The organism is Nocardia halotolerans, from assembly GCF_042650145.1.
GTDB lineage: Bacteria > Actinomycetota > Actinomycetes > Mycobacteriales > Mycobacteriaceae > Nocardia > Nocardia halotolerans.
This window is the reverse complement of the sequence record NZ_JBHSDL010000028.1, coordinates 87,327-105,756: the sequence shown is the minus strand read 5'-3', so window position 1 is coordinate 105,756 and position 18,430 is coordinate 87,327. Positions and strand designations below refer to the sequence as shown.

Genomic DNA, 18,430 nt, shown 5'->3' with positions numbered 1-18,430 from the left:
AGCTTACGGCGCTTCGTTGCGTGGCGAAGCGGAACCGAGCAGCCCCGTGCCGCAACCGAACCCGTCGGACCGGTACACCCCGTCGTCCAGGCGCGCCGTCGACGAGAGCAGCATGTCGGCTTCACGCTGACGCATCTGCGCGGCCGGAGTGCCGTCGGCGCCGAGGCGACGATCGGCGGGCCGCTCGTACAGCGCCGCGCCACCGCACATGGCCTCGGCGAAACGCTGCCTGCCCGCGAGCTGACGTGTCTGCGCCCGTTCCTGGTAATCGGCCCGCGCGCCGGGTTCGATCGCGGCCAGGAACGCCTGCGGATGCACCACCGCGAGCAGACCGGACACGTGCCCGAAGCCCAGCGAGGTCACCAGACCGGCCTTGAGCGCGAACTTCTCGCCGAAGCGCAGCGGTTCACGCGCCCACACCAGATGCGGGTAGGCGGCCATCTTCTCGTCGACACAGTCCAGACTCCGGTTCGGCGGCACCACACCGTTTTCCAGCACCTGGCACAGGCCGATGAGCTGGAAGGCCGCCGCGCCACCCTTGGCGTGACCGGTCAGGCTCTTCTGCGAGACCACGAACATCGGGGCACCCTCGGTGCGACCCAGCGCGCCGGCGAGCCGTTCGTGCAGCTCCGACTCGTTGGGGTCGTTGGCCGCGGTGGAGGTGTCGTGCTTGGAGATCACCGCGATGTCGTCGGGGGTGACACCGAGTTTGCGCAGTTCGGCGGCCAACCGTGAACCGCTGCCGCCGCGACCCGCGCCCAGCGCACCGAGTCCGGGCGCGGGGATGGAGGTGTGCACGCCGTCGGCGAAGGACTGCGCGAAGGCGACCACGCCCAGCACGGGCAATCCCATCTGCACGGCCACGTCGCCGCGGGCCAGCAGCACGGTGCCACCGCCCTGGGATTCCACGAACCCACCGCGACGACGGTCGTTGGCGCGGGAGAAGTAGCGGTCGCTGATGCCCTTGGCGCGCATGGCCGCCGAGTCGGCGGTGGCCGACATGTCACCGAAGCCGACGATGCCTTCGATGCCCAGATCGTCGAAGCCACCGGCGACCACGACCTCGGCCTTGCCGAGGCGGATCTTGTCGACACCTTCCTCCACCGACACCGCCGCCGTGGCACACGCGGCCACCGGATGCACCATCGCGCCGTAGCTGCCCACGTAGGACTGCACCACGTGCGCCAGCGCGACGTTGGGCAGCGCCTCCTGCAGGATGTCGTTCGGACGCGATTCACCGAGCAGGTTGTCGACGTAGAGCGAGCGCATCGACGACATACCGCCCATACCCGTGCCCTGGGTGTTGGCAACCAGGCTCGGATGCACCCAGCTCATCAGCTCGTCGGGGCTGAAACCGGCGCCGACGAACGCGTCGACGGTGCAGACGATGTTCCACAGCGCCACCCGGTCGATCGAGGCGGCCATGTCGGCGGAGATGCCCCAGATGGTGGGGTCCCAGCCGGTGGGGATCTGGCCGCCGACCACCCGCGACAGCTTCGCCTTGCGCGGCACCCGGATCTCGGTGCCCGCCTTGCGGGTGACGGTCCAGTCGCCCGAGTCGGCGACCGGTGTGATCACCGTGTGCTCGGGATCGGCGGTGTGGAAGGCCCGCGCCTCGGCCTCGCCCGCCACGGTGAACGACAGGTCCTGGTCGAGGAACACCGAGGTGAGCAGCGGTGCGGCGTTGTCGAGCATGGCGCCGTCGTCTTCGTAGCGGCGCACACCGCAGCGTTCGACGACGGTGTCGTGGTAGCGCTGCGCCACCTCGGCTTCGGGCACGAAGTCACCGGATTCGGTGTCGTACCAGCCGGGCTTGGGCTCGTTCTCCCAGCGGATCAGGCCGGTGGTCCAGGCCAGCTCGAGCACGCCGGCGGCCGAGAGCTGATCTTCGACCTCCATTTCGAAGCGGGTGCGCGCCGAACCGTACGGGCCGAGTTCGCCCGCGCCGACGATCACCACCATGTCGCTGAGATCCGCGCTCACCTCGCCCCATTCCGGCACCGGCAGCGCCGAGCTCAGGGTGGGCGGCGCGGGCAGTGCGGCGATGGTCGCGGCGGCGACCGCTTCCTCTTCGGCCGCCGCCGCGGCTTCCTGTGCCTGCTTCGCCAGCGCGGGCAGGTCCAGCTTGACCCGGGCCAGTCCGCCGGTGAGGTCGATCTGCTGTGGCCCGGCGACCGTCACCTGACGGGCGCGCGAGGTGCACCACTTGAGGAGTTCCTCGGCCATCGCGGTGGTCGACCAGGTGTGTACCCCGGCCTGCTCCACGGCCTCGACCATCGGGTCGTTGTGCCCCATCAGCCCGGTGCCACGCACCCAGCCGATCAGCGCGTGCACCATCGTCACCCGGGCGGCCCAGGACTTCTCGGCCCGCCACCGGGCGACGACCGCGTCGAGGGCGGCCTTGGACTCGCCGTAGGCGCCGTCGCCACCGAAGAGGCCACGGTTGGGCGAACCCGGCAGCACCACATGCAGTTTCGCGTCGACGTCGTGGTCGGCGCCGAGGGCCGAGAGCCCGCCGATCAGCCGTTCCACCGACCACAGCAGTACGCGCATCTCCATTTCGGCGCGTGCGCCCGCGTCGGCGAGGTCACCGGCGACGCGCGGTGCCGCGAACGGCAGCAGCAGCGTCGGGGTCATCGCGTCCTTGGTCTTGGTCTTGGCGCCGCCCGCGGTGTCGACCTGTTCGGTGCCGACCCACTCGATCAGCGCGTCGAGATCCTGGTAGGAGGCCATGTTCGCCGGCACCACCCACAGCGCCGCGCCGTGGCGGGCGTTGTCGCGGTACAGCGACCGGTAGAAGCGCAGCCGATCGTCGTCGAGGCGGGAGGTGGTGACCACCACGGTGGCGCCCCCGGCCAGCAGTTTCCCGGTGACGGCGGCGGCGATGGAACCCTTGCTGGCTCCGGTGATCACCGCGACGTCATCGGACCACAGTCCCGGGTCGGTGGTGTCGAGCGCGGCCGTGGCGATCTGGGCGTACACACCGGCCAGCACCGAGCGGGCCTCGTGCATGGCCCGCCGACGCCACCAGTTCGCCTGGGCGGCAACCGCTTCGCCCGCGCCGACGTAGCCGTCGACCGACAGTTCGGCGGTGGCGGCGTCGTCGCCGAGCCACAGCTTGGCGAGGTCCTCGCGGGCGGTGGCCCAGCGGTCGTCGATCAGCACGGCCTTGCGGGCGTCGAACGCGGGGGCGACCAGACGCGGCCAGTCCGAACCCAGTTCGGCCGAAACCAGGTCGACCAGGGCGTCGGGGGTGGCTTCGGGCGCGCTGACCTGCTCGCTGAGACCGAGCTGTTCGAGTACCACGCGCGCCGCGGTGGCGAGCACGCCGTCGCGGCCGGTGATCTGTTCGGTGAATTCGCCCAGCGCGGCCGCGTCGACGGTGCCGCCGGACGCGCCACCGGCCGAGGGCAGCGACACCGAGACGCCGCGCCGTGCGGCCACCGCCTGCACAGCGGCGTCGATGGCGGCGTCGACCGAGGCGGCGTCGGTGAGCGCGCCACCGGCGAGTCCGCCGAGTTCTCCACCGCGCACGCTGGCGCCTTCGCGGGTGCCGAGCGAAACCTCGGCGGTGATGTGGCTGGCCCACCCGTCGCCGAGTTCCCAGACCTTCTTCACCCGGTCGGCGATGGCGGCGGGCCGCTTGCCCGACGGGCCGAACACCTTGCGCAGGTGGTCGCCGATCGCGTCGGTGAGCACGGTGCCGAAGGGCTTGTAGGTGCGGGCCAGGCGTTCGACGGTGGCCGACAGGGCGCCCATGTCGGCGTCGGCGGCACCGTCGATCGCGCCGAGGGACAGCTCGGCACCGAGGTCGACGAGCAGCTGGTTGCGGCGCGAGGACACGCCGTCGCAGAGTCCTTCGATGGTGTCGACCGGGCCGATCTGGTCCATCCGCAGCTTGGTCCACAGCGCGATGAGCACGCGGGTGGCGTCGGCGGCGGTGAAGGCGATGTCGTCGGGGCGCGGTCCACCGGTCGCCGCGGGTGCCGCTGCCGCGACCGGGGCCGCGGCCGGCGCCGCCGTGGTCTCGGCGGGGGCCTCGTCGAGGTCGTCCACGGGGGCCGGATCGGTGTCGGTGGAGTAGACGACCGCCGCGTCACGCTCGACATTGACGACCTCCACGGTCGCCCCGCCGAACCCGGGCAGTTTCAGCGTCTGGGTGGCCAGGTTCGCCACCGTCGGGGTGGCGCCGAGGCCCACCTCGACGAAGCGCTCCACACCCAGACCGCCGTGCGCGGTGTCGGTGAACAGCAGGTCCTGGGTTTCGATCCAGCGCACCGGGCTGGCGAACTGCCAGGCCAGCAGCTCGATCAGCACCACTCGGCACAGTTCGGCGTCACGCTCGGCCCAGTTGTCGAAGTCGGCGAGCACCGTTTGCATCGGCTCCGAGGGCACGAGTTCGGCGATCTCGGTGAGGAATTCGCGATCCAGCGAGAACGGCCGCGGCACCAGGTTCGGAATGTAGCGTCCGACCAAGACTTCCGGATGCACCTCGGCGGGCAGCAACTGCTCGAGCTTGTGCCGGAACTCCGGCACCCCGTCGCGCAGCACCGACGAGTGGAACGGTACGTCGATGCCGGGCACCAGGATGAACGCCCGCTTGCCACCGAATTCGGCGCGGCGGCGATCGATTTCGGTCTCCAGCGCCTCGAGCCCGGCGACCGTTCCGGCGATGGCGTACTGCGAGCCACGCAGGTTCAGGTTCACGACCTCGAGGAACTCGCCGGTGGCCGCGCCGATTCCGGTGACGAAGTCGATGACCTCGACGTCGGGCAGTCCGATCTGCGACGGACGGATGGCGGCCATCCGGTAGTCGCTGCGCCCCTGGGCGTCGCGCGGCACCAGTTCGTGCATGGCCGACCCGCGCTGGAACACCACCTCGAGCACCGCCTCCAACGGCAGTACCCCGGCGACGGCGGCGAGCGCGTTGTACTCGCCGACCGAGTGCCCGGCCAGCATCGCGCCTTCGACGAACGCGCCGGCTTCGCGCAGTTCGGCGACCTGAGCGACACCGAGGGTGGCCATCGCCACCTGGGTGAACTGGGTCAGGTGCAGCACACCGTCGGGGTGGCGGTGTTCGACACCGCGCGCCTTGAGGTAGGTGGGGTTGTCGCGCACCACCGCCAGGATCGAGAAACCGAGGGCTTCGCGGGTGTGCGCGTCGGCACGCTCCCACACCTGCTTGGCCGCCTTCGAGCGGGTCAGCGCGTCCAGACCCATCCCCTTGCGCTGGATGCCCTGGCCCGGGAAGGCGTACACGGTCTTCGGGGCGGCGGTGCGCCCGGTCGCGGTCATGACCAGGTCACCGTCGACACGGCAGGAGATCTCGACGATCTCGCTGCCCGCGTCCACCGCGATCCGCTCCACACGCACGTCCACGGTCGCGCCGGGGCGCACCATGCCGAGGAACCGGGTGGTCCATGCCGTGAGCGTGCGGGCGGGAACGGAGCTTTCCGGATCCACCGCGACCACGGCGTGCTGGGCGGCGGCCGAGAGCCACATCCCGTGCACGATCGGACCGCCCAGGCCGGCCAGTTCGGCGGCGGCCTCGCAGGTGTGGATCGGGTTGTGGTCGCCGGAGACCGCGGCGAAGGCGTGCATGGCGCGAGGGGCGGCCATGCGCACGTCGCGGCGACGGCGTCGGGGTGTGTCGGTGGCGTTCTCCGACACCGCACCGGCCGCGCGCGGCGGATCGGTGAGGGTGCCCGCGCCGTTGCGGCCGCGGATGGCGAAGCGCTCCACCAGACGGGCCAGCGGCGTGGCGTCCAGGCCCTGATCGAGGATGTGGCCGATGGTGACGGCCACCTCGACGACCCGGCCCATGTCGGTGTCGACCACCGTGCCGCCCTCGGCGCGCACCACCAGGATGCTGGTCTCGGCCGGCAATTCGTTCAGCAGTTCGATCTGGTGGTCCAGGTGGACCAGGTCGAGCATGCCCTCGATCACCGACCCACCAGCCGGGGTGCGGGCGGCGCCGAGCACCGCGAACACCGCGGGCCAGCAGGCGCCGACGAGCACGTCGGGTGCGGTGCGGCCGAGAGTGGACAGATCGGCGGGCAGACCCGAACCGGTGACGCCCGCGTGGTCGGCGACCAGGTCCGGCGTCCACGCCAGATTGAGGTGCGCCACCCCGGCTTTCACCTCGGGCAGCGACTTGCCCGCGGCCACACCGAGCAGCGCCGACATCGCGGTCTCGGCATCGCCTTCGGTGATCACCGGCGCCCCACCGGAGTACACGCTCGCCGGCACGGTGATGCGGATGCGCACCGCATCGGCGCCGAGCAGCGGCACCACCAGTTCCACATAGCCGAATTCGGCTTCGGGCCCGGTGGTTTCGGTGAGGGTGGCACCGGTGCCCGGATGTACCGCGGTGCCCTGTTCGACGGTCCACTCCGAGGCGGCACCGAGGCGGCGCACCGGGTTGACGGTGGTGCGCCCGGCCCACTGCACATCGGGGGCGGCGAGCACGGTGTCGATCGGGCCCGCCGCTACGCCGGCGACGCGGCGCGCCTCCACCGGCACGGGGGCGACACCCGATCGGACCAGGCTGTAGGCGGTGTCCTGCTCGAAACGGTCGAGCAGTTCGCCCACCGGCTCGTCCACGCGGGTGATACCGGCGACGGCGACGGTGCCGGGGATCACGCACACCTGATCGGCCGAGTACCGCGGATCATGGGCCTGCCACAGCGAATCCGAGCGCCACCAGCGGCGCACGTCGGCGTCGACGACGGGCACGAAGTTCACCGGCTTGCCCGGTGTCTTGCACAGCGAGACGAAGAACGGGACGTCGGCCGGGTGCAGCACGGTCTCGGCCACGGCCGGGTACTGCTTCTTCAGCGCGCACAGCGCCTGCACGGGATGCTCGAAGGCTTCGTCGTCGGCGAACAGGGTTTCGATTTCGCCACTGTCGGCCGGGTGCAGCCGGGACTCGGTGCGCCGCATCATTTCCGCGAAGCGATCGCGCCAGCTGATGTCGAGCCAGTCCGAGCGGGTGGCGTCGCGGATCGCGTCACCGATGTCGCTGCCGCAGTCGAAGGAGATCGGCACTTCGCTGGAAACAGCGAGGGACACATAGCGTTCCAGCCACTGCTGGTAGGTCATGGTGGCCACGTCGCCGAAGTAGGGCTTGGCGGTGGCGTCGAGCGCGGCGATGATCTCCGCGCGCCGGGCGGCCACGGCCTCGGCGTCCCCGGCGACCTCGTCGAGCAGGCGGCCGGTACGCGAAGCGGCGTTGTCGATCTCGTGGATGTCGGCGCCGAGCTGGCTACGGCCCGAGGCCATGCCACCGGTCGCGGTGCCCGCACCGACCCAGTCGGGGGTGCCGGGGGTGTCGACGAGCAGCTGCTTGACCTCGGGAGCGGTGGTCGCCTCGAGTGTGGCCATGGCCGCGGTGCCAACGAGCACGCCGTCCAGCGGCATCGCCGGGTAACCGTGCGCGGTGGACCAGGTGCCGGTGAGGTAGTCGGTGGCGCGCTCGGGGGTGCCGATGCCGCCGCCGACGCAGACCACCACATTGGCGCGGCTGCGCAGCTGGGCGTAGGTGGTGAGCAGCAGGTCGTCGAGGTCTTCCCAGGAGTGGTGCCCGCCGGCCTTGCCGCCCTCGATGTGCATGATCACCGGGTAGTCCGCGACCTCGTCGGCGATGCGCAGCACGGCCTTGATCTGGGCGACGGTGCCCGGCTTGAACGCGACGTGACTGATACCGGCTTCGGTGAGCTCGTCGATCAGCGCCACGGCCTCGTCGAGCTCGGGGATACCGGCGGTGACGATCACGCCGTCGAGCGGCGCACCGGCAGCGCGGGCCTTCTGCACCAGGCGCTTGCCGCCCAGCTGCAGTTTCCACAGGTAGGGGTCGAGGAACAGCGAGTTGAACTGCACCGCCCGCCCGGGCTGGAGCAGCCGGCGCAGCTCGGTCATCCGGTCGGTGAAGATCTGCTCGGTGACCTGACCGCCACCAGCCAGCTCGGCCCAGTGCCCCGCGTTCGCCGCGGCCGCGACGATCTTCGCGTCCACGGTGGTCGGGGTCATGCCCGCGAGCAGGATCGGCGAACGGCCGGTGAGCTCGGTGAACGCGGTCTGCACGACGATGCGGCCGTTGGGCAGGCGCACCGGCTTCGGCGCGAACGCCGACCACGGGGTCGACGGTTCGGGCGCCGCACCCGGGGTGAGCAGGCTGCGCTGACCCGCGCGGGTAGCGGCGGCCACGACACCGACACCGGTGCCCCTGAGCGTGCCCGCGGTCACCCGCGAGAGCAGGTCGCCGGGGCCCAGGTCGAGAACCCACTGCGCGCCCGCGTCGACCACGGCGTCGACGGTGGCGACCCAGTCGATCGGGTCCACCAGCACCTGCTGGGTCAGGGCGGCGGCGAGGTCGGCGTCGAGCTCGCACTGCCGGGCCCAGCCCATGACCAGGTCCACGGTTTCGGCCAGTGCCGGATGGTGGAAGGCCACGTCGACGGCGATGTCCTCGAACACCGGCGCGAACACCGCGCCACCGCGTACCTTGGTCTCACGCTCGCGGGTCTGCTCGTCGTGCAGTTGCGCGCATCGCGCGCGCACCCGGTCGAGCTGAGCGGGCGCGCCCGAGAGCACCACCCGCCTGCGACCGTTGCGGATCGACACCACCGCGGCCAGCGCGGGATCGACGCCTTCGGACACTTCGGCCACGATCGCGCGCAGCTGGTCGGGGTCGACATTGGACACCGCGACCATCGGGGAACGCTCCCCCACCGGCATCAGCCCGCGCCTGCGCGCCACCAGACCGGCGGCGGCACCGACGAGCTGGGCGATGGCCAGCAGCTCCGCGTCGCGCGCGCCACCCGCCTCGATCGCCGCGGCGGCGAAGAGTCCCTGCGAATGTCCGATGACCGCCACCGGCGCGTGCTCGGCCGCGTCGAGGCCCTGCAGTCGCAGCGCGCGGGTAGCGGCGAGCTGGGTCAGCAGCACACCCGGCATGGAGACCGCGGCCGAGCGCAGCACCGACTCCGCCGGCGCCGAGGACGGCTCGTCCGGTTCGTCCAGCTCGCTCTCGAGCACCCAGCCCATGGGGTCGAAACCGCCCGGGCGAACCACCAGCAACTGGGTCGCGACCGGTTCGAGCAGGGTGGCGGCCTCGCGGACCAGGGCCGTCAGCTCCGGTTCCAGTGCGCTGTCGCGCCCGATCTCCTCGAGTTCGCGCAGCCACAGCGCACCCTGCCCACCGAAGGCCATCGCGTAACCGGCCCCGGCGCGCAACTGCTCCAGCAGCGACGTCCGGACACCGTTCGCCTGGCCGAGCCCTGCTTGCGCGCTCGTTCCCGTGCCCATCTCGGTGCTCTCGTTGATCGTCAAGACGCTCGACTTCCTTCTCCTGGCGCTCCGCCCACCGACGGCACGCACACGTATCCGGCAGCCCCTCGGGCCTGTTGGCAGCCACGATCGCACAAAATCATGAGGAAAGCCTCACGTTTGCACGCGCCCTCAGCAGCTACCACCGAGTATTTCGGTACGGTAGTACCAAATTATTCTGAAACATGACCCCGCCTCATGTTCGAACCCGCAGGTCCAACCCGTTACCCCGATTCGCAAACATGAGCAGCCCTCACATTGCGAGTTACCGAATCGTTATAACCCCAGGTAGTGTTACCCACCAGTACGACATGCCGCCCCAACGCTTCGCCCAGCCGGATTTGCCCGGTAGAGTTTGGACGGTCGTACACATCCAGCGCGAGTGGCGAAATTGGCAGACGCGCCAGATTTAGGTTCTGGTGTCCACGGACGTGGGGGTTCAAGTCCCCCCTCGCGCACACATCCCTGGCTTTCGGGCCAGACCCGGGCTCCGCATGTTCGGGCGCACTCGCACTCAGATGCGCCAGTCCGCTTCGTTCACAGGGTCGTCGCTGTCCTTCGTCCCGGTGCGGTCGTTCGAAGTGACGCCCACGCCGCCTATCGAGCTGCCGTCGGTGCGGCAGCGCAAGCCGAAGGACGAGAGCGCAGCATCGTGGCTATCAGAACCGCGGTGAGCCCGACAAGGGCGGCGGCGATGGTGAGGGCGTAGGAAAAGGCTTCGGTCATGGCCTGCCGTGCGTCGATCGAATCGGCCAACGAGTCACTGCGTCGTGCGGCCAGAGCCACCAGGAACGCCAAACCTATTGCACCGCCCAATTGCTGGGCTGACGTGAGGACAGCCGAGCCGAGACCGGCGTTGTCCTCGGTGGTTCCCGTGAGGGCAACAACGGCCAGGGCGGGCAGGCTCATCCCGCAGCCGAGGCTGGTGACGAGCAATGCCGGCAACACCCCCGAGGCATAGCTGTCGAGGCCGTCGATGCCCGACATCAGCAACAACCCCGTCGCGCTGACAAGGAGCCCGGTCACCAGCGCAACACGCTCACCGAGCCGGTTCACCGCCCGCGCCGACAACCACATCCCCACGAGGATCCCCGCGCCGAAAGGCAGATACGCCAAGCCCGCGGTGAAAGGTCCGTAGCCGAGGACGGTCTGGATGTGCAGCATCAGCAGGAAAGCCATCGCGTAGAAGGCAGCGGAGAACAGCAGGGTCGCCCCATTGGCGACCGCGCGTGGCCGAAAAGCCAGAAACGACAACGGCACCAGCGGTCCATCGGTGCGCTTCTCCACCGCCACGAACGCCACCGTCAGCAGTGCGGCGCCGGCTATCGCCATCATCGAACCGGCGTCGCCCCAACCCGTTTCGGTCGCACGCAGCAGGCCGTAGACGAGCAGAACGGGCGCGGCGGTGATGAGAGCCGCCCCGGGAACATCGATGCGTGTGCGACGTTCACTGCGACTCTCCGCCACCAGACGAGGTAGCAGCACCACAGCCGCGACGACTACCGGCACATTGATCAGGAAAATCCATCGCCACGAGGCGAACCCGGTCAGCGCGCCGGAGATGACCAACCCGGAGGTAGCACCCACCGCGGCTGTCGCACCCCAGACCCCGATTGCCTTGGCACGTTCACGTGCACCCGGATAGAGCAGGGTGAGCAGCGCGAGCGCGGCCGGGCTCGCCATCGCCGCACCTGTTCCTTGAATGAATCGTCCCGCCACCAACTGCCATGGTTCCTGCGCGAGTCCGCACATCACACTCGCCACGCCGAAAAGGGCTACCCCGCTGAGGAATACCCGGCGCCGGCCGAGAAGATCGGCCACTCTGCCGAACATCAGCAGGAATCCGCCGAAGGCGAGGATGTAGCCGTTCACCACCCACGCCAGACCCGCAGTGGTGAATCCGAGGTCGTCGCGTACCGAGGGCAGCGCGACGCTGACCACGTTGTCGTCCAGATTCAGCATGAACTGGACGAGGCAGAGGACGACCAGCACCGCGCGACGGCGGGCCACACTCGAGCCCGAGGCTGAATCTGCCGTGGAAATCGATGTCATGCGTCGACGGTATGCAGCCGGCGCGGTGGCCGCGATACGTCACAAGGCCAGATGATAGCGCGTTGAGGACATAGCCTGGTGACATGGCGGAACCAACCTTCGAACCCGCTCCCCTCGGCGTCGGCGCGATCGTGGTCGGCAGCTTCCCGCTCACGGCCGGCCAATGGACCCACGAGCACTACCACCCGCAGCACCAGCTGGCCTGGACCCGCAGTGGCGTGCTCGGTGTCGCTGTGGGCGAAGCACATTGGATCGTGCCGCCGACCCGCGCGCTGTGGCTACCCGCGGGCGTCGCGCACAAGACCGGCGCGAGCCGCGACGCCGTGCTGTGCAGTCTCTATTTCGAACCCGGCCGCTGCCACGTGGCGTGGACCGAACCCACCGCGGTCCGAGTCGACGGTCTGCTCGCCCACCTGATCGCCCACCTCGCGCAGCAGAAATTGGCCGATGACCAGCGTCTACGCGCCGAGGCCGTCGTCCTCGACCTGCTGCAACCGCTGCCCGCCACACCGATCAACGTGCCGCGCCCTGTCGACGAACGAGTACGAGCGGTCGCCGACAGTCTGCTGGACAACCCGGCCGACCCCCGCAGCCTGGAGGCCCACGCCCGAACCATCGGCGTGAGCCGCCGCACCCTCACCCGATTGTTCGTACAAGACACCGCGATGAGCTTCGACCGCTGGCGCACCCATGCGAGAATCCAGGCCGCACTGCCGCTGCTCGCCGACGGCCAGCCGGTCCACCGAGTCGCGAACACCGTCGGATACGCCACGGCCAGCGCGTTTCTCGCGGCCTTCCGCCGAACGGTCGGCACATCGCCGAAACGGTACCTGGGCGGCGATGCCCTGCACTGACATACCGTCCGTCCTCCGCCTCGAAACCACATGCCGCACCGACGCACCCAGCCGATCACCCGACGCCGATACGACCGCCCACACTCGATCACAGATTTCCGGAGTTCTGATCGGAGATCCGTCTGCTTCAGCCCCAACGCGCGACACCCACCGGACTAACATGCTGCGAGATGACCTCTGTTCTGCTGCAGCGCGCCATGACCGACCCCGGATACGCGGAGCTCAGATCCCTCCCAGAGGAAGTCGAAGTCCTGCTGAGAAGCCTCGAAGCCCCGCCTCGGCTGGGCGCTCACCTACGGGTGGTTCACGAGGTGGCTTGGCAATTGGCCGACTGGGTCGACCGACATCACCGTGGTACACGGTTCGACCGGCACTCCATGCTGTTCGGAGCGGCGACGCATGACATCGGCAAAATCGCCCATCCCGATGAGCTCTCAGGACCAGGCTCAGCGCATGAACGTACAGGGTATGAGCTTCTCCTGGCACAGGGGTTCGACGAGGAGTCGGCCCGTTTCGCACGGACCCACGGATCGTGGACTGGGCCAGATGTCGGTATGGAAGACCTACTGGTCAGTCTAGCCGACAAGGTCTGGAAGGCGAAGCGTGTTCCAGAGCTCGAGCGATTGGTAGTGCAACGTCTTGCTACGGCCGATGGTCAGCCATCGTGGCAGGTGTTCATGGCTCTCGATGATGAGCTCGACCGGATTGCCGTAGACGCAGACCGCAGACTCGCGTTCCAAGCAAGCTATCCGGTAGGCGTGCGACCCTCATAGCGCAGTCGCCGAATCTTTCTCCCGAATCGCGAGCCCGCGTAGCCAATTGCCCAGCAGGCGACCCGCTGGTCAGTGACTTTCTGAAAACGCTACTGCTGCAGCGAGATTGCCTGCGACCAGATCCTCGGGGGCGATGAAACAGTAGAGCATTCCCATGTCGCCGAACCCGATGCCGTTGCCACCATCGGTGTCGATCTGTGCCAGCAGCAGCTGGCCCTGCGGCGCACCCCGGTCTGCGTAGAAACGATGTTCGGCCGCGCTTCCGGGCAGAACTCCGCGATCGTTCTTGCCCTGGATCTGGTAGGACCAGCCGCCGATCTGATGCCAGGGTTCGGTGACCTCGGATTGGGCCATGTCGAATTCCTCGGCCGCCTCGGCCAGCAGCTCGTCGTACCGATCTTCGCCTTCGTCGAGTTCCGGCAGCGGCATCTCGTAGAGAGTCGGCAAGGTGGGGATGATCCGGTAGGTCAACGGTAGACGGGGGTACAGCCCACGGTTGTCGACCAGACGCGACGGCACATCCGCTTCGACGGTTGCCACCCCGCCGGGAAACCAGCAGACGACCCCACCGCCATCGTGAAACAACGAAATCGTCCCGGCGCCGGGCAAATTCAGATCGATCGGCGGCAGCTTGCCCAGATCGACAGTGGCGATGTGCTCGCAGCTGCGACCCTCCGCGAGCCCGGGCCATTCGAATCCCTCAGGCAGCAGCGGTGCGCCCCCGAGCCACCCGACGATCTCGTCGCCGTCCTCGGCATGCTGCAGACGGATTGCCTCGCGCACTGCGATCCGGTAGTCATCCTGGTACCGCTCGGGGATGTACTTGCGGATCAACGTGTACAGGTCGTGCTCACTCATATCTGCAATCGAATCAGCTCCCACCGACAACTGTCCACGGCTGAGACAGCCGTCGGCCCTCCGCCGCACCCCACACCGGCTTTGTACCGCGGCGTCGGTTCTGTGCCGTGCTGGCCTCGGCAGCGCGATGCCGCGCTCGGGCTACAGGTCGAGGATGGCTCGAAAGTTCTTCGTCTGGATCGCAGAGACCGCACCGGCATCGGACTCGCCGATCTTCACCTCGGCTCGATCGGGTAGGTGCAGCGGCTCGTGGCCTCGCGAGCAGCGATAGGATCGGCGCGATGAGACCGCCAGCGAACGCGCCGGGTAGCGGCGCGGTATCAGACACCCGTCAGCGGATTCTCGCTGCCGCGGTCGAGATGGCGGAGACCACCGGGCTGCGCAAAGTCTCGATGGATGAGATCGCGCGACGGGCGCGGGTAGGGAGAGCGACGCTCTACCTGCATTTCTCCGGGCGCGACAATCTGATCTCGGACATGCTCGAAGATCAGTTGGCGCGGTTCTTCGCCGAAGTGCAGGGCGTTCTCGACCAGTACGACAACGGTGAGGACCGGTTGATCTACGGGTTCGCCCACGCGTTTCGGCTGCTGTACGGCAACGTGGCGCTGCGTACCGTGCTCGCGATCAATCCGGAGATCTTGCACCCGGCGATCATCGGGGACAGCCAGGCGTTGCTGATGGGGCGGGTGCTCGTCGAGTCGGCGATGGGCACCGACGACCTGCCCGCCGAGTCGCGCTCGTTGTTCGCCGAGCACGTCGCCCGCATGTTCCACACCTATGTGCTGATCCCGACCCAGCTCGTCGATATGGCGGCGCCGGGCGCGGCCGAGGACTTCGCGCGCCAGTACCTGCTGCCGGTGCGCGATCATCTGCTCGCGCAGGCCACGAACGCGACGGCTCGCTGACCACCCGGTGCGGGTGATCAGCGAGCACGGTTACGTCGTTCAGTCGGCGAGCAGGCCCTTGGCGACGTGGGTCACCTGGATCTCGTTGCTGCCGGCGTAGATCATCAGCGACTTCGCGTCGCGGGCCAGCTGTTCGACCCGGTACTCGGCCATGTAGCCGTTGCCGCCGAACAACTGCACCGCTTCCATGGCGACGTCGGTGGCGGCCCTGGTGGAGTACAGCTTCATCGCCGACGCCTGCGCCAGGGTGGGCATCTTGCCCGCGGCGGAGCTCTCCAGCGCGCGGAACACCATGTTCTCGACGTTGAGGCGCGCGACCTCCATCTCGGCCAGCTTCAACTGGACCAGCTGGAAGCGCCCGATCTCCTGGCCCCACAGCTTGCGCGACTTGGCGTAGTCGATGCACAGGCGGTGGCACTCGTTGATGATGCCCATCGACAGGATCGCGCAGCCGACCCGCTCGACGACGAAGCTCGAGCGCGCGCTCTCGCGGCCGTCGCCGCCCTTGTGGTCCTCGGTCTCGCCCAGCAGGCGGTCCTTGCCCAGGCGCACGTTGTCGAAGAACAGTTCTCCCGTCGGCGAGGAGTGCATGCCCATCTTCTTGAACGGTTTGCCCTGGACGAAGCCGTCCATGCCCTTGTCGAGTACGAAGGTGAGCACCTTGCGCTCGCGCTTGTCACCGCCGTCGCCCTCGTCGAGCTTGGCGTAGACGATGACGGTGTCGGCGAACGGGCCGTTGGTGATGAAGGTCTTCTGACCGTTGAGGATGTAGTCCTCGCCGTCGCGGCGCACGTAGGTCTTCATGCCACCGAACGCGTCGGAACCGGAGTCGGGCTCGGTGATCGCCCACGCGGCGACCTTCTCCAGGGTGACGATGTCCTTGAGCCAGCGCTGTTTCTGCGCGAGCGTGCCGCGCGAGGCGATGGTCGCCGCACCGAGGCCGAGGCTGACGCCGACCGCCGCGACGCTGCCCAGCGTGACGCCGGTCAGCTCGCTGATCAGCACCGCCGCCATGCTGCCCTGGGCCGCGAGCGGGTTGCTGTCCTGCTTCTTCCCGGACTTCTCCGGCGCCGGCTCACCCGCGGCGATCCGGTCGGCCTTGGCCTGTTCCTTGGCCAGCATTTTGTCCACGGCCTCTCCGGCCATGACATCGAGGCCGAACTGGCTGAACAGTTTGCGCATGATGTCGTAGGGCGGCAGGTCGCCGTGTTCGAGCTCGTCGATGTGGGGACGAACTTCCTTGTCGATGAACGCGCGCACGGACTCGCGGATCATCTCGTCGGTCTCAGACCATTCGAACATCGTTGTTCACTCCAGCTTCGTGGTTCAGGGCAGCCGCGCGGCGATGTCGTCGATCGACCACGCCTGTTCGGTCTCGATGGTTTTGACGTCGTGCCAACCGGCGAGTTCGCTGATCGCGCCGCCCTGCACCGCGAACACCTTGCCGGTGATCGGGCACTTCTCGCCGGCCAGGTAGGCGACCAGTGGGGAGATGTTGGCCGGGCTGAACGCGTCGAAGCTGCCCTCGGCCTCGGCGTCGGCGGCCTCGGACGCCATGAGCGCGCCCATGCCCGGGGTGGCCAGGGTCAGGCGGGTGCGTGCGATCGGGGCGATCGCGTTGGCCCGCACACCGTAACGCTGCAACTCGTCGGCGGCGACCTGAGTGAGCGCGGCGATGGCGGCTTTGGCGGCACCGTAGTTGGACTGGCCGGCGTTGGGCACTGTCACACCCGACGCCGATGCGGTGTTGATGATCGCCGCGTTGGGCTGACGGCCCGCCTTCGACTCGGCCTTCCAGTACGCCGACGCGTGATGGATAACCGAGAAGTGACCCTTGAGGTGCACCGCGACCACGGCGTCCCAATCGGATTCGGACAGGCTGGGGATGAAGCCGTCACGCAGGATGCCCGCGTTGTTGACGACGACATCGAGGCCACCGAACTCCGAGATCGCCTGCGCGACCAGTGCTTCGGCGCCCGCCCAGGTGGCGATGTTGTCGGTGTTGGCGACCGCGCGGCCACCGGCGGCGACGATCTCGTTCGCCACTTCCTGCGCGGGGCCGACGTCGACGCCGTCACCGCTGTTGCTGCCACCGAGATCGTTCACCACGACCGCGGCGCCCTCACGGGCGAACAGCAGCGCGTGCTCACGGCCGATACCGCGACCGGCGCCGGTGATGACGGCGATGCGGCCTTCCAAGGCACCCATATCTACTCCTTCGTTCAAAAGTCTCGGCCTGCCGCGCCGGGCACGGACGGCAGGAGGGCGGCGCCGTGTGGGCGACCGCGCGAACGGTCCCCCACGCGCTGCGTGGGGGACTGTGTTCAGTCCGCGATCTCGGCGACACCGTTGCTCAGGACCACATCGGTTCCGCGGACGGTCTCGAACGCGTAGGTGGTCACACCGTTGTCGGTGCCTGCCTTCCAGATCCGCGTCTCGAGGTCGTCGCCGGGGAAGACGAACTTGGAGAAACGCACCGCGAAGCGCTTCACCCGCGAAACGTCGGAATCGGCGACTTCGGCGAGGACACCCCAGCCGGCCATCGCCATCGTGCACAGGCCGTGCGCGATGATGCCGGGCAGACCGGCGTCCTTGGCGACTTCCTCGTCCAGGTGCAGCGGCACCGGGTCGCCCGAGGCGGGCGCGTACCGGAACGTCTGGTCGTCGTCCACGTGGTGGGTGGCCGCGGCGAGCGGCGGGGCCGTCTTGAGTTCGGCGTGCGGCGCGATATCGGGGATGGCTTCGCCGACCTCGGGGCCCGCGTCCACACCACGGAAGAAGCCCGACAAGTACTGCTCGTTGACCAGTTCGCCGCTCACCTCGTCCTTGCAGACCAGGTGGATGTAGACCAGTGAACCGGAGGACTTGGTCTCCCAGCCGATCACCCGCCCCTGCGAGACCAGTCGGTCGCCCGGCTTGATCGGACGATGGAAGTGGAAGTCCTGCTCGCCGTGGGTGATCCGGCCGAAAATTTCCATCGGCACCACATCGACCGCAGGCATCATCAGCGCGTCGAATGCCGGAACGATCGCGAACACCGGCGAGGCCACGTCACCGGTGCGGTGCGCGGCGATCGGGTCGTTGGTGGCCGCGGCGTACTCGGCCAGCCGCTCGCGAGTGACCTCGAAACGCTCGGGGTCCGACCACAGATTCAGGCCGTCGATGTCGAATGCGGCTACGTCGGCCATGCTCAGGCTCCAGCGGCCAGGGTGGCGAGCTTGTCCAGCGAGGCCTGCAGCTGCTTGGTGCCGTCCTTCTCGACTGCCTTGCCGAGCGCGCCCTTGATCAGCGAGCCCTCGAAGTCACCGGAGACCTGAACCTCGGTCTGGTCACCGTTCGGGGTCAGGTCGAAGGAGAAGGTGGCCTTCACCCCGGCCATCCCGGTGCCCGTCATGATCAGCTTGGTCGGGGCGACCTCCCCCACGACCCATTCCATCTTGTTGGCCATGCCGAGCATGAAGATCTTCGCGGTCAGCGCGGCGCCCTCGGTGAGCGTGGCCGGCGGCTCGACCATCCAGCGCTCGTGGATGGTGAACCAGTCGCCCCAGGTGGACGGATCGGTGATCACGCCCATCAGCTTCTCGGCGGGGGCGTTGAGGGTGGCGGTCTTCTCGATGTGACCCATGCGTGTTCTCCTACGAAAGATGTTGTTGCGGAAGTG

General features: G+C 68.7%; 10 protein-coding genes and 1 tRNA gene. 4 read left to right on the top strand and 7 right to left on the bottom strand.

Annotated elements, in window-relative coordinates:
* Window positions 1-3: 3 nt before the first annotated feature.
* On the bottom strand, window positions 4-9,330 hold the full coding sequence (locus ACFO5K_RS22580) for a fatty acid synthase subunit beta domain-containing protein (RefSeq protein WP_378566538.1): 9,327 nt from the start codon (window positions 9,328-9,330) through the stop codon (window positions 4-6).
* Between the two features lie 373 nt (window positions 9,331-9,703).
* Here ACFO5K_RS22580 and ACFO5K_RS22575 point away from each other — a divergent pair.
* A tRNA-Leu gene (locus ACFO5K_RS22575) sits at window positions 9,704-9,785 on the top strand.
* Between the two features lie 139 nt (window positions 9,786-9,924).
* On the opposite strand, the gene ACFO5K_RS22570 is transcribed toward ACFO5K_RS22575, so the two are convergent.
* A complete protein-coding gene (locus ACFO5K_RS22570; RefSeq protein WP_378566535.1) occupies window positions 9,925-11,379 on the bottom strand; it encodes an MFS transporter in 1,455 nt (484 codons plus the stop codon).
* Between the two features lie 83 nt (window positions 11,380-11,462).
* On the opposite strand from ACFO5K_RS22570, the gene ACFO5K_RS22565 reads away from it, so the two are divergent.
* A complete protein-coding gene (locus tag ACFO5K_RS22565) occupies window positions 11,463-12,233 on the top strand; it encodes an AraC family transcriptional regulator (RefSeq protein WP_378566532.1) in 771 nt (256 codons plus the stop codon).
* 170 nt (window positions 12,234-12,403) lie between these two features.
* The gene (locus tag ACFO5K_RS22560) at window positions 12,404-13,006 is read left to right on the top strand and encodes an HD domain-containing protein (protein ID WP_378566529.1); all 603 of its coding nucleotides are present in this window, start codon (window positions 12,404-12,406) and stop codon (window positions 13,004-13,006) included.
* A gap of 69 nt (window positions 13,007-13,075) precedes the next feature.
* Here the strand turns inward: ACFO5K_RS22560 and ACFO5K_RS22555 are convergent, their stop codons facing one another.
* Window positions 13,076-13,888, bottom strand: coding sequence for a DUF1963 domain-containing protein (locus tag ACFO5K_RS22555; RefSeq protein ID WP_378566526.1), 813 nt, complete (start codon window positions 13,886-13,888; stop codon window positions 13,076-13,078).
* A gap of 257 nt (window positions 13,889-14,145) precedes the next feature.
* On the opposite strand from ACFO5K_RS22555, the gene ACFO5K_RS22550 reads away from it, so the two are divergent.
* Complete coding sequence (locus ACFO5K_RS22550; protein WP_378566523.1) at window positions 14,146-14,769, top strand: TetR/AcrR family transcriptional regulator; 624 nt, start codon at window positions 14,146-14,148, stop codon at window positions 14,767-14,769.
* A gap of 39 nt (window positions 14,770-14,808) precedes the next feature.
* Here the strand turns inward: ACFO5K_RS22550 and ACFO5K_RS22545 are convergent, their stop codons facing one another.
* From ACFO5K_RS22545 to ACFO5K_RS22530, 4 genes are all read right to left on the bottom strand, one after another.
* A complete protein-coding gene (locus ACFO5K_RS22545) occupies window positions 14,809-16,071 on the bottom strand; it encodes an acyl-CoA dehydrogenase family protein (RefSeq protein ID WP_378566520.1) in 1,263 nt (420 codons plus the stop codon).
* A 24-nt stretch (window positions 16,072-16,095) separates the two neighbouring features.
* Window positions 16,096-16,977 carry an SDR family oxidoreductase gene (locus tag ACFO5K_RS22540; RefSeq protein ID WP_378566517.1) on the bottom strand — a complete coding sequence of 294 codons (882 nt, stop codon included), beginning with the start codon at window positions 16,975-16,977 and terminating at the stop codon, window positions 16,096-16,098.
* A 116-nt stretch (window positions 16,978-17,093) separates the two neighbouring features.
* Entirely contained in the window at window positions 17,094-17,957 is an 864-nt protein-coding gene (locus tag ACFO5K_RS22535; RefSeq protein ID WP_378566514.1) for a MaoC/PaaZ C-terminal domain-containing protein, read from the bottom strand.
* Between the two features lie 2 nt (window positions 17,958-17,959).
* Window positions 17,960-18,394, bottom strand: a complete 435-nt coding sequence (locus ACFO5K_RS22530) for a type II toxin-antitoxin system Rv0910 family toxin (protein ID WP_378566511.1) — start codon at window positions 18,392-18,394, stop codon at window positions 17,960-17,962.
* Between the last annotated feature and the right edge of the window lie 36 nt (window positions 18,395-18,430).